The organism is Acinetobacter sp. CAU_H_S139_7 (genome assembly GCF_058599305.1).
In genome coordinates, this window is the sequence record NZ_CM178651.1 from 127,291 (window position 1) to 140,127 (window position 12,837).

The 12,837-nt window shown below is 42.7% G+C and carries 12 protein-coding genes; 7 read left to right on the forward strand and 5 right to left on the reverse strand.

The annotated features are described in order from the left end of the window. Window positions 1-350 precede the first annotated feature (350 nt). Window positions 351-1,169, reverse strand: coding sequence for an exodeoxyribonuclease III (locus AC4MC0_RS00605; protein WP_078425101.1), 819 nt, complete (start codon window positions 1,167-1,169; stop codon window positions 351-353). 39 nt (window positions 1,170-1,208) lie between these two features. On the opposite strand from AC4MC0_RS00605, the gene pyrE reads away from it, so the two are divergent. Then, complete coding sequence (gene pyrE, locus AC4MC0_RS00610) at window positions 1,209-1,859, forward strand: orotate phosphoribosyltransferase (RefSeq protein WP_078388306.1); 651 nt, start codon at window positions 1,209-1,211, stop codon at window positions 1,857-1,859. A 37-nt stretch (window positions 1,860-1,896) separates the two neighbouring features. Here pyrE and AC4MC0_RS00615 read toward each other — a convergent pair whose 3' ends face one another. The 4 genes from AC4MC0_RS00615 to AC4MC0_RS00630 all read right to left on the reverse strand — a co-directional run bounded on the left by AC4MC0_RS00615 (window position 1,897) and on the right by AC4MC0_RS00630 (window position 6,081). Next, on the reverse strand, window positions 1,897-2,757 hold the full coding sequence (locus AC4MC0_RS00615; RefSeq protein WP_491887210.1) for a methylated-DNA--[protein]-cysteine S-methyltransferase: 861 nt from the start codon (window positions 2,755-2,757) through the stop codon (window positions 1,897-1,899). A gap of 188 nt (window positions 2,758-2,945) precedes the next feature. Continuing rightward, entirely contained in the window at window positions 2,946-5,234 is a 2,289-nt protein-coding gene (locus AC4MC0_RS00620) for a TonB-dependent receptor (protein WP_491887211.1), read from the reverse strand. Between the two features lie 196 nt (window positions 5,235-5,430). Next, window positions 5,431-5,628 carry a DUF3565 domain-containing protein gene (locus AC4MC0_RS00625; RefSeq protein WP_005401500.1) on the reverse strand — a complete coding sequence of 66 codons (198 nt, stop codon included), beginning with the start codon at window positions 5,626-5,628 and terminating at the stop codon, window positions 5,431-5,433. Beyond that, the gene (locus AC4MC0_RS00630) at window positions 5,629-6,081 is read right to left on the reverse strand and encodes a MarR family winged helix-turn-helix transcriptional regulator (RefSeq protein WP_491887212.1); all 453 of its coding nucleotides are present in this window, start codon (window positions 6,079-6,081) and stop codon (window positions 5,629-5,631) included. It abuts the gene before it with no gap. Between the two features lie 181 nt (window positions 6,082-6,262). Here AC4MC0_RS00630 and AC4MC0_RS00635 point away from each other — a divergent pair, with 181 nt between their 5' ends. The 6 genes from AC4MC0_RS00635 to AC4MC0_RS00660 all read left to right on the forward strand — a co-directional run bounded on the left by AC4MC0_RS00635 (window position 6,263) and on the right by AC4MC0_RS00660 (window position 12,786). Then, on the forward strand, window positions 6,263-6,745 hold the full coding sequence (locus AC4MC0_RS00635; protein ID WP_148825321.1) for a glutathione peroxidase: 483 nt from the start codon (window positions 6,263-6,265) through the stop codon (window positions 6,743-6,745). Between the two features lie 216 nt (window positions 6,746-6,961). Further along, window positions 6,962-7,906: a glutathione synthase gene (gene gshB / locus AC4MC0_RS00640; RefSeq protein ID WP_491887497.1), complete on the forward strand. Its 945-nt coding sequence runs from the start codon at window positions 6,962-6,964 to the stop codon at window positions 7,904-7,906. A 516-nt stretch (window positions 7,907-8,422) separates the two neighbouring features. Continuing rightward, window positions 8,423-9,484 carry an undecaprenyldiphospho-muramoylpentapeptide beta-N-acetylglucosaminyltransferase gene (gene murG / locus AC4MC0_RS00645; RefSeq protein ID WP_491887498.1) on the forward strand — a complete coding sequence of 354 codons (1,062 nt, stop codon included), beginning with the start codon at window positions 8,423-8,425 and terminating at the stop codon, window positions 9,482-9,484. A 12-nt stretch (window positions 9,485-9,496) separates the two neighbouring features. After that, window positions 9,497-10,945 (forward strand): UDP-N-acetylmuramate--L-alanine ligase, encoded by a 1,449-nt coding sequence (gene murC, locus AC4MC0_RS00650; protein ID WP_005401502.1) that lies wholly within the window; start codon window positions 9,497-9,499, stop codon window positions 10,943-10,945. A 56-nt stretch (window positions 10,946-11,001) separates the two neighbouring features. After that, on the forward strand, window positions 11,002-11,931 hold the full coding sequence (locus tag AC4MC0_RS00655; RefSeq protein WP_125273740.1) for a D-alanine--D-alanine ligase: 930 nt from the start codon (window positions 11,002-11,004) through the stop codon (window positions 11,929-11,931). Further along, the gene (locus AC4MC0_RS00660; protein ID WP_004978279.1) at window positions 11,932-12,786 is read left to right on the forward strand and encodes a cell division protein FtsQ/DivIB; all 855 of its coding nucleotides are present in this window, start codon (window positions 11,932-11,934) and stop codon (window positions 12,784-12,786) included. The last annotated feature ends 51 nt before the right edge of the window (window positions 12,787-12,837 follow it).

Sequence of the window (12,837 nt, forward strand, 5' to 3'; positions counted from 1 at the left end):
AGCGATTTAGAATTAAATCAAAGAAAAATAGAATATAAAAAGAAGAAGCATTAAAAAGGCAGAGACTAAAAAAGAGAAAACCCGCATTTAATCATCCTGATCATGCGGGTCTCATTACAACGTCCATTGTCACATCCTTGAAAACCAACTATATCCATAGTTCGTTTTAATTTCATCCTACGGCGTCCTGTCCTTGTGCTGTCATCCTGACATCGTCCCTTTGCCGTGGAAACATAATGCACTGATTGATTGATCAGAAAAAGACTCAAAAAACGGCAGATAATGTAGGTTAAAAACGCATATTCAGTAAACATTTGTTCGCTGAATATGAGCTAAATGCTTACATTTTTCTAGATTTTGTAGTCAATAATGACAGGTGCATGGTCGCTAAACCATGTTTCTTTATAGACCCAAGCATTGACTGTACGGGCTTTCCAGTCAGGTGAGCAAGCTTGATAGTCAATGCGCCAGCCCACGTTCTTCGCACGGGCCTGTCCACGGTTTGACCACCACGAATAAATCTCAGCTTCTGGACGTACTTCACGGAAAGTATCGACATAGCCAAGTTCATCATAAATATGATCGAGCCAAGCGCGTTCGTGCGGTAAGCAGCCTGAGGCTTTTTGATTGCCTGACCAGTTTTTAATGTCGATGCGTTTATGCACGATGTTGTAGTCACCACAGACAATCACGGATTTATTTTCATCGCGCCATTGTTTCAAAATTTGTTTGTATTCTTCTAAGAAGTGATCTTTACGTACTTGTGCTTCTTCGCCAGAAGAGCCCGATGGTAAATAGAGTGAACAAATATGCACGTTTTGGTCTAAGCCTAAGTCAAACTCAGCCGAAATAAAGCGGCCTTGAGAATCGGCCAATTCAAAACCAAGCCCATCAGTGACTGAAACAAATGGTAAACGGCTATAAATAGCAGTGCCAGCATACCCTGGACGTTCAGCAGGGAACAGGTGAGTATGCCAACCTTCAGGTTTAAATTTATCGGTCCATTGTTCGTGGGTGATGCGAGATTCTTGCATGCAAATCACATCAGCATCTGATGTGGCAATCCAATCAAAAATCCCTTTTTTTTCTGCAGAACGTAGACCATTTACGTTAATTGAAACCACACGTAAAATTTTTTGATCACTTGGATAGCTACTCTTTGGTATCATGCGCAAGTCTTACCTCAATTTGAAAATACGGAGCACCGCATGACAACGCAAGCGACATTTAACCCTCAAGCTTTTATCGAACTCGCATTATCACGTGGCGTGCTTAAATTTGGTGAGTTTACTTTAAAATCGGGTCGTGTGAGTCCTTATTTTTTTAATGCCGGTCTACTTAATGACGGTGAAGCCTTGTCATTACTGGCGTCTGGCTATGCAGCCAAACTGACAGAATGCAACAATGTTGAGGTGGTCTTTGGTCCTGCGTACAAAGGGATTCCTTTTGTTGCTGCAACAGCAGTGGCTTTGTCACAAAATCATGGGGTAAGTGTGCCTTGGGGTTTTAACCGCAAAGAAGCCAAAGATCATGGTGAAGGCGGGGTCTTGGTTGGTGCATCCGTTACAGGCAAAAAAGTCTGGATTATTGATGATGTGATTACTGCGGGCACAGCGATCCGTGAAGTAGTCACCATTTTGAAAAATGCAGGTGCGCAGATTGCAGGTGTGTTGGTGGCATTAGACCGCCAAGAAAAAGGTCAAGGTGAACTGTCTGCGATTCAAGAAGTCCAAAAAGAATTGGAAATTCCTGTGCATGCATTGGTGACCATGAAAGATTTGATGAATTATTTAGAGGCTAAAGGTGAGACAGAAGCTTTAGCAAAAATGGAAGCCTATCGCGTGAAATATGGCGTCTAAGCATTGAAACAAAAAAGGGAAGCTTCGGCTTCCTTTTTTATTCGCTTTCTTTTTCAGTTGGTGTTTGGCTATGCGCACCTTCCCAGCCAATCATCGCGGTTTTACGTGTTGTTCCCCACATATAATTACCACGTTGCCCTGAAGACTGAATGACCCGATGGCATGGAATTAAAAAGGCAACGGGGTTGCTGCCAATGGCTGTTCCGACCGCTCGTGAAGCACGCTTTTGCCCAATCTCTTGAGCAATATGTGCATAACTGCTGAGCTGCCCCATGGGAATTTTAAGCAGACTTTGCCAAACCTTGAGCTGAAAGTCGGTACCTTTCAGATGCAGTTTAATCTCTGATAAGCTGTTTTGATCGTGCTGAAAAATTGCGAGTGCTTTGCGTTGTAATTCATCCTGATCTTCAATAAATGTCGCACGTGGGAACTGTTTTTTCAGATAGGCCAATGCATCCCGATCTGCTTCGGTAAAGGCCATATGACAAATCCCTTTAGGGGTCGAGGCAATAATGACGGAGCCAAAAATGGTCTCGGCAAAGCTATAGTGAATGTGGAGTGCTTCACCACTATGTTTATATTCTGCGGGTGTCATACCCTCGATTTGGACAAATAAATCATGCAATCGGCTGGTACTGGAAAGGCCAGTGTCAAAAGTTGCTGCAAAAATATTATTTTCTGTGTGATTCTTCAAAACCGACTTTGCATATTCCACACTAATATATTGCAGAAATTTCTTCGGGCTAATGCCTGCCCATTCGCTAAAGATACGCTGAAAATGTGTAGGACTTAAATGCACGTGTCCTGCAATCTCAGTCAAACTGGGTTGCTGTTTGAAATTTTGTTCAATGTATTCAATCGCCTTTGCCACACGTGCATAGTTACTATGTTTTGTCATGATGACTCACGGAAATCATTTAACTTAAGAAAACAGTAACAAATCCAGCGAAGCCTGAAAATCCGTTTCTTGCGCTTTATAACAAAAGGTTCAAAGCCAGCATTGATTGGCTTAGTCATCCCTTGCTAAGCATAAAAAAGCGGAACAGTGATCTGTTCCGCTTGAGATGGCGTTTTAACTAAAGGGGTTTAGAACTGGTAGTTCAAACGCATGAGGAAGCTGCGTGGTGTACCAGGCATAGAGTCCGAACGCCAGTATTCTTTATTGGTCAAGTTGCTGACAGCTAAAGTCAGGTTCCATGGGTCAGCACTATAACCAATGGCTGCATCGACACGATTGAAACCATCCATCTTGGTCAAGTTATTGATGTTTGGATAGTAAGAGCCGACATACGTTACGCCAACTTCACCATAAAGTTTTTCGGTAGGTAAGTAGCGGACAAATAAGTTGCCTGTATTTTTAGAGGTATTTGCTAATACATTTCCTACATTCTCTGGTTTTTCCTTATCTTTTTTCACTTCAGTATCCGTATAACCATAACCACCACGGACAAATAAGTTGTCCAGTACACGACCGATGAAGCTGAACTCTAAACCTTTGGCTTGATGTTCACCACCTACGGACCAAAGGAAAGGTTGTTCTTTGGCATCAGGTTGATAACGAATATTCTTTTTACGAATGTCATAAACTGAAAGTTGTGTGTTTAAGCGTTGGTCTAACCAATCACTCTTAACCCCAATTTCATATTGCTCATTATATTGAGGTTCTGAATCAAAGGTATTCAGATTGGTATTTGCGGATACAACACTGACACCTACACGCCCACCAAACGGTGCAAAGCTTTTATTGTATGAAGCATAGAAGCTGTGTTGATCTGTGGGTTGCCAAATGAAACCAATGTTGGGGCTAAAGCTTTCGTCATTGATACTACGATGGTAATTGATGTCGGAAGAAGCTAATAATTTATTGGTGGTTGATGTATCGTAATAATCATAACGTGCACCAAGCATTACTTTGAAATATTCATTAAAACTAATTAAGTCTTGAATGAAAAAGCCGTAGCTTGTGCCTTCATTATAATTATGCTGAGTAATGGTTTTAGCACCGTTATCACGATTATTCTGTGTTAATTGACCTGTAATTGGGTCATAAAAACCATCAATTCGACTGCCATTGGCGTTTTTATTAGAAAGTTTCGGCTCTCTTTGTTCATAGGTCCAATCGGTACCCACTAAAAGATTATGTTTAATAGCGCCCGTATCAAACTCACCTGTAATATCCCACGTATTGGTGGTGGTTCGATTAGATGTTTGCTGCCAGTAATAGTTTTGCGAAATTTTTCCGACATTGTTATAGCAGCGACGTTGATCTACAGGGGTAAAACCGGCACCCGCTTTACTACTTTCACCATTACTAGTGGTTTCATTCGAAGCACAGTAGGTACCACCATAAAAATGATCAAAGTCTTGATCTGCTTGGCGGTAACTGGTTGCCCAATGGAATTTCCAATTCGGTGCAAACTCGTAATTTAAATCTGAACGAATGACTTGTAGTACATCATCAACGTAATCACCTTTTTGTGCAAAACTCGTTTTAATCGATGTGCCAGCAGGTAAAACACTATAACTTGGACCACGGTCAGGTACTCGACCTAATTTGTCATAGGTATATTGTGTGGTCCACGTAAGGGTTTCATCATCATTTTTATAAGTGAAACTTGGCGAGATCATCTCAATTTTACTGTTGATGCTTGAGCGGAAACTATCCGCTTCACCGTATTCACCTGTTAAACGGACAGCCCAGTTGTCATTTAAGACTTGGTTAATATCTGCGGTTGCACCGTAGTTATCATATGAGCCTACGTAATTACCGACTGAGCTTTTCGAGTCAAAGTTGGCGTATTTACTCACCATATTGACCACACCACCGCCTGCACTACGCCCGTATAACACCGAGGCAGGGCCTTTTAAAATTTCGATCCGTTCAATATTGGCTGTACTACGACGCACTTGGCCACTTTCACGGATACCATCACGGTAAATATCACCCGAGTCGGCAGAGAAACCACGGAGGGTAATGCCATCACCGCGCATATCGTAGCTGGTGGATACCCCTGGTGTGCCTTGTAGCATCACACTGAGGTCGTTAGAGCCATAGATTTTATATTTCTGTACATCAATGGTGTCGATGGTTTGAGGAATATCTTTTTTCTTTAAACCATTCCGTGTGACATTGGCCTGATCGTAATCAATATAGCTTTTGATTGGATCAAGTTCACTCATTGCCTCAATTTTTAAGGTGGGCAAAACTGCTGCTGTGCCCGATTTGTTTGTCATCGCTTGAGAGGAGGGGTTCTCATTATTTTGTAGCGTTGCTTCATCCGCATAAGCTGCATGCGCATTTAAAATCATAAAGCTGAGAAGGCTATATTTGAATAGGTTAGAACCACAAAGCGGCTGTGGTGAAAATTTCATCATGATTTAAGGCTCGGAGAGAGTGAATTGCCAATAAAAATGAGAAGTATAATCATTTACAAAAAATGAACAAGACTTACGGTAATATTCATTTTTTCTACATGGTTTTACTGGGTTGAAAAGTTCAGCTGTACAGGCTTGTTAATTTTTATAAAAAATTGATAAATAAGCATTAAAATTTGAAGAAAATGTAAAAGAATTATTTTTGTGGATTTTCCATGCATTTTTTACAGCTTAAAAGAACGCCTATTTTTTCTTGGCGTCCTTGCTCAGTTTGTACCCAAGGACGGTTTTGCCACGGTGGCGTATGGCGGACATGTTGTGTGTGGCCACAGGCAAGCTCCGCCACCCAATGATGTTCTTCATCGAGATGAAAACCGACAATCGCTTGTTGCACTTAAGTATCTCGACTATCGTGTTGAGGCTGTTCTAAGCCATTCAAAAAACGTTGACACAATTGATGGATGGCTACCAAATCATCGGGATCTAGACCTAAAGAACACGCTAGCTCAAATGGAATGCCTATAATTTTATCTTTGGCTAAGAGTGCTTTTTCCAGCAGAACGACTTTTTTCATACGTTCATCTTCTTTGACAGCAACACGCTTTAAAAACTGTTTTTCTTCTAGTTTTTTAATAATCGGGGTTAAGGTGCCTGAGTCAAAAAAGGTTTTTTGTCCAATCTCGGTCAGCGTCACATTGTCCTGCTCGTATAAAGCCAACAAAACAATAAATTGAGGATAGGTCAGATCGTAAACCTGTAAGCGTGGACGGTATTGACGAACCATGGCATTGGTTGCGGAATACATGGCAAAACACACGCGGTTTTCTAAAAGTGGGGTGTCCGCCATATTGCATGTCCTTGGGTGTTAATGTCTGTAAAGCAGTATAAATGAAATAGGGGTAAAAGTGTATTGTACATAATAATATTGTGCACAAGTTAATTGTGTGCGATATTGTTTTGCGAATGAGGTCGATTCAGTGCTTGAAGCGACTTTAATTAATGACATTTTGATAAATGGAAGCGATGTAATGAACACAATTTATGATTTTCAGGCCGAACTGTTAGAAGGCGAGCAAAAAAATCTGGCCGATTATCAAGGCAAGGTTTTATTGGTGGTGAATACCGCTAGCCAATGTGGTTTAACCCCGCAATTTGAAGGCTTGGAAAAGTTATATCAGGACTATCAACAGCAAGGCCTGCTGATCTTAGGTTTTCCTTGTAACCAATTTGCGCAGCAAGACCCTGCGAGTAATGAAGAGATCGGCAGCTTTTGCCAGCGTAACTATGGAGTCTCTTTCCCAATGTTTGCCAAGGTCGACGTGAATGGGCCTACAGCGCATCCGCTGTATCAGTATTTAACCACTGAAGCTAAAGGCATTTTAGGTAGTCAAAGCATCAAATGGAATTTCACCAAATTTCTCATTAACCAAAAAGGGCAGGTGGTGAAACGCTATGCGCCGATTGTTAAACCTGAAAAAATTGCCAAGGATATTCAACGTCTTTTGGCTTAATAGAGAAGGTGTGGAAAGGAGCTGCCGCGTGGTAATGGATACATACTTTCCTTTGTTGAATTGAGCAGTTAGCATTTGATTTGTTACTACAATGTGTTGTAGTTATTTGAATAAAATGGATTTTTTAATCTTTAATTATTACACAACTAGTTATACCCAAACTTGAAAACTTCGCTATACTTTTTGCCAAGTTTAAAAAATATGAGCGTGAGAATTATGCGTGTACTGGTAGTGATGGACCCGATTGAAACGGTGAATCTAAAAAAAGATTCCACCATGGCCATGTTATGGGCAGCAAGCCGTCGCGGACATGAACTGGGTTATGCATTACAACACGATTTATATATCGATCAAGGTAAAGCCTTTGGTCTGATTTCTCCCTTAAAAGTGTTTGAAGACTACGATCATTATTTTGAGTTGGGTGAACAGCAAAAAGAGTCCTTGGCCGATTACGATGTGATCTTGATGCGTAAAGATCCACCATTCGACATGAACTTTGTCTACACCACCTATATCTTGGAACAAGCGGAACGTGAAGGCGCGTGGATTATCAATAAACCACAGTCCTTACGTGACTGTAATGAAAAACTGTTTGCCACGCAGTTCCCCGAACTCCAAGTCCCTACATTAGTGACTTCACAACAAAGCCTGATCCGTGAATTTATCAAAGAACATGGTGATGTGATTGTGAAGCCTCTCGATGGGATGGGTGGTATGGGAATTTTCCGTTTATATCAAGATGGTGTGAACATTGGCTCAACTTTGGAAATGTTGACGGAAATGGGCACACGTCCGATTATGGCGCAGCGTTATATTCCTGAAATTGTGGAAGGGGATAAACGTATCTTGCTGGTCAATGGTGAACCTATTCCGTACTGTTTGGCGCGTATTCCACAAAACGGCGAAGTCCGTGGGAATTTGGCCGCAGGTGGTTTGGGTCAAGGACGTCCTTTGACTGAAAACGACAAGGCGATTGCTGCAAAAGTGGGACCCTTCTTACGTGAAAAAGGTTTGGTTTTTGTCGGACTTGATGTGATTGGCAATTATGTGACCGAGATTAATGTCACCAGTCCAACCTGTATTCGTGAGATTGATGCGCAATTTGGTACCTCGATTGCCGATGATTTATTTGATGTCTTGGAAGCAGGCAAAGCCAGCTAAAACGACAGAAAAGGAACCTGAAATGGTTCCTTTTTTCTTTCATGGTTGTGGTCGGTTTTGAAATAGAGCTGTGCTTTGCTGCAAAGTGTATCAATTTGGTTGAAAATAAAGCGGATTATGTTGCCAGACACTACAAATTTTCATCCTACTCAAATGTATGCACTCAGATTGTATTTCTAGGCGCTAAAATGACGCGAATTGGGCTTTAGAATTGTATTAAATAATTGATTCCAATCACCTTCCTGGTTTTAATTTTAAATATAGCCAATTGCGCTGTCGAGCCTGATTGTGTGCTGTAGTTTGAGTAAAAATGCACATCTGATAACAAATCTAGTTTAAACTTGAAAATCAGTAGAAAAAAACAATCAAATGCCTGTTGAAAAAAAGTAAATAATCTTTCGCGGCTATGCGTTTGTGATTACAATTGATCGCTTAAAATTGAATTTTGTTTCCATATTTTTAGAATTGAAGAATTAGACTGTGACCGAAGCAACACAAACAAAGCCGAAACATGTAATGATGATGGCTGCCGGAACGGGCGGGCATGTTTTTCCAGCACTTGCTGTGGCTAAGGAATTACAGCAACAAGGCTGCCAAGTCTCGTGGCTTGCTACGCCTACAGGTATGGAAAATCGCCTGCTTAAAAATCATGATATCCCAATTTATCAAATTGATATTCAAGGTGTGCGCGGCAATGGCTTAGTCCGCAAAGTATTGGCACCCTTTAAAATTTTAAAAGCCACTTTAAGTGCAATGCGTTACATGAAGCAGCTCAAAGTCGATGCCGTCGCGGGCTTTGGGGGGTATGTCGCTGGGCCTGGTGGATTGGCTGCGCGCGCATTGGGTATTCCTGTGATTATTCATGAGCAGAATGCGATTGCGGGTTTTACCAATACGCAGTTATCACGTATTGCCAAAACAGTGTGTCAAGCTTTTCCAAACACCTTTGCTGCACAAGATAAAATTGTGACCACGGGTAATCCCGTCCGCAAAGAGATTGCGGAAATTTTAAATCCGTCTTGGCGTTATCAAGAACGTGAAAAAGCAGGTCTGCCACTGCGGGTCTTAATTGTGGGTGGTTCATTAGGTGCACAAGCGTTAAATGAGCGTGTTCCTGAAGCATTGAAGCAATTGAATGTGCCGTTAAGCGTTTATCATCAGTGTGGTCAAAACCATGCAGAGGCGACCCAGGCGCGTTATGCCGATGCTCCTGAACAACTTCAAGTTGAGGTTCAACCTTTTATTGAAGATATGGCCCAAGCCTATAGTGATGCTGATTTAATTATTTGCCGTGCTGGGGCTTTAACCGTGACTGAGATTGCCACTGCTGGCGTGGCTGCTGTGTTTGTTCCGCTGCCGAGTGCAGTGGATGATCACCAAACGGCTAATGCAAAGTTTTTAGCCAATATCGGTGCAGCCAAAATTTGCCCACAAGCAAGTATGACATCCGAAAGTTTAAAAGCATTATTATTACCCTTGATGAACCGTCAGTTATTGTCTGAAATGGCAGTGAAAGCACGTCAGCAAGCACAACCCGATGCAACCCAACATGTGGTTCGTTTAATTCAAGCATTGTAAACCGAGTATTTTATGTCGCCATCTACGCCTGCTGATCAAGCAAAAAAGTTAATTAAAGTGCCAGAAATGCGCCGTATTAAGCACATCCATTTTATTGGGATTGGTGGTGCGGGTATGTGTGGTATTGCTGAAGTGCTCAAGAACCAAGGCTACAAAGTCTCAGGTTCAGATATCAAAGCATCAAAAACCACGGCTCAGCTTGAAGAAAACGGCATCAAAGTCTATATCGGGCATACCGCTGAAAATATTCAAGGGGCAAACGTGATTGTGGTGTCGACTGCAATTGATGCAGAAAACCCAGAAATTAAAGCAGCCATTGAAACGCGTACACCTGTGGTGCGCCGTGCAGAAATGCTGGGTGAGCTGATGCGCTACCGTCATGGGATTGCTGTTGCGGGAACGCATGGTAAAACCACGACCACTAGCCTTGTCACGTGTATGTTGGCAGAAGAAAATCTCGACCCAACTTATGTGATTGGCGGTTTGCTGAATCGTACTGGTGTGAATGCAGCACTGGGCGCGAGTCGTTTTATCGTGGCAGAGGCAGATGAATCAGATGCTTCATTCTTGCATTTGCAACCAATGGCCACCATCGTGACCAATATTGATGCAGACCACATGGACACCTACGGTGGTAGCTTTGATGTCCTAAAAGATACCTTTGTACAGTTCTTACAAAAACTACCGTTTTACGGCTTGGCTGTGGTGTGTGGCGATGATGCCAACATTCGTGAAATCATGCCGCGTATTGGTCGTCCATTGATCACGTATGGTTTTAACGAAGACAATGACATTCGTGCAGTGGATATTGAACAAGAAGGCATGCAGTCGCACTTTACCGTATTGCGTAAAGATCGTGAGCCTTTACGTTTAACCATCAATTTGCCGGGTTTACATAATATTTTAAATGCGCTTGCAGCAATCGGTATTGCAACCGATGAAGGGGTATCTGATGCTGCGATTGCACGTGCGTTAGAAAGTTTCAGCGGCGTAGGCCGTCGTTTCCAAGTACAGGGCGAATTTGACATCGACGGCGGCAACGTGAAATTGGTGGATGACTATGGTCACCATCCAAAAGAAGTCGAAGCGACCATTAAAGCTGCACGAGCAAGCCATCCAGACCGTCGTTTAGTGATGATGTTCCAGCCGCACCGTTTTAGCCGTACCCGTGACTGTTTCGATGACTTTGTGGATGTATTGTCACATGTCGATCAGCTGTTGCTGCTTGAAGTCTATCCTGCGGGTGAAAAACCGATTGTGGGGGCAGATAGTCGTTCATTGGCGCGTAGTATTCGTTTACGTGGCGATGTAGAGCCGATTTTGATCGATCCAGTCGAAGGTAATTTGCAGCATGCGTTGAAAAAAGTGTTACAAGCGGATGACTTGTTATTGACGCAAGGCGCAGGTAATGTGGGTGCTATCTCGGTTGAGCTTGCAAGCAATCATTTATATTTAAAATAATCACGTTTTGTGATTACTCAATGAATAAAACAGTTATAAAGTTTAAGGATATCAACGTGTCAAATGCTTCAAAATTCGGCAAAGTAGCGGTGTTGCTTGGTGGTAAGTCTGCTGAGCGTGAGGTTTCTCTAGATAGTGGTGCAGCTGTACTTGAAGCATTGGTTCGTTCGGGTGTAAATGCAGAAGCTTTTGACCCGCAAGAGCGTAGTGTGACGGAATTGGTCGGGTATGACCGTGCGTTTATTGTGTTGCATGGTCGCGGTGGGGAAGATGGTCAAATCCAAGGTGTCTTGGAGTGGCTCAACATCCCGTATACTGGAACAGGCGTACAGGGTTCTGCTATTGGTATGGATAAAGTTAAAACCAAGCAAGTTTGGCAGGGTTCAGACTTACCGACAGCGCCCTATCGCATCATTAGCCAAGAGTCAGATTTGGCTGAAGTAGTGGCGAATTTGGGTCTTCCACTGATTATCAAGCCGGTACACGAAGGTTCAAGTGTCGGCATGAGTAAAGTCGAAAAAGCAGAAGATTTGGCAGCGGCAATTGCCAAAGCGACCCAACACGATGCTGTGGTGATGGCTGAAAAATGGATTACGGGACGTGAATTCACGATTTCATTTTTAAATGGTCAACCGCTACCTGTGATTCGTCTACAACCGCCTGCGGATGTGGCTTTTTATGATTATGAAGCGAAATATCAACGTAATGATGTGGAATACGGAATTCCGTGTGGCTTAAGTGCTGAAGAAGAGCAAAAGTTACAAGCGCTTTGCCTCCGTGCATTCCAAGCGGTAGGTGCAAGTGGTTGGGGCCGTATTGATGCGATGCAAGATGAGCAAGGCAATTTCTGGTTACTCGAAGTGAATACAGTACCTGGGATGACCAGTCACTCTTTGGTACCGAAAGCAGCAAATGCAGTGGGTTATAGCTTTGATGCGCTTTGTGTCCAAATTTTAGAGCAAACACTGACAGGTACGGCTCACTAAATGGCGCAATTACCAGCTTCTATGCGCCGTAAACGCGCAGCGATTACTTCAATACACGATAAACCACCGACGCGTAAGGAAAAGCTTGCCAACTTCGGTGGTTGGGTGATGTTGGTCGTTGCCGTGGCGGTGCTGTTGGTTGGTATTTATGGCTTATATCAAGTCATGACAGATGCACGCGTGGCCGAACTTGATATAGTAGGTGTACGTTCTGAGGCGGAAAAAAATCAGGTGATGGGACATGTTTCACCAGCCATTACTCATAATTATTTCACCTCAGATTTAGAAGAAATTCGTGATCGAACTTTAGAGCTGGCTTGGGTTGATCGTGTGGTGGTTTCGCGCGCATGGCCGAATGCGATTCGCGTTCGCGTCATGCCACGGCATGCAATTGCACGTTGGGGGACAGGGCGTCTCTTAAGTGACAGTGGTGACGTATTTAGCGAAGTGACACCGAAAAATAATCAGAATTTGCCTTTATTACACGGCCCAATCAGTCAGTCTAAAATGATGATGCGCCGTTATAATGAAATTAATCAATTATTCCAGCCAGTCAATCTCCGTTTAAAAGAATTATATTTAACGGAGCGTATGACTTGGTTTATGCAGTTCGATTCAGGTTTACGTGTTATCGTAGATCAGGATCAAACCATGAGTAAGCTGCAACGTTTGAGTTATTTGGCTCAAAGTGATTTGAAGCCAGTTTGGGCCAAAGTATCTGCCATTGATTTGCGTTATCGGAATGGCTTGGCCATCCAATGGAAGAATGCTGCCGCACCAAAGATAGCAAATGGTCATTTTGTTGTAACGATTGATGACACAAGCATTGCAGGTGGAGCAGCAGCAAAGCCATAATACTTGGCTTTAAAACAGAGGCATAAAGCCATAAATTAAACAAACATGTGA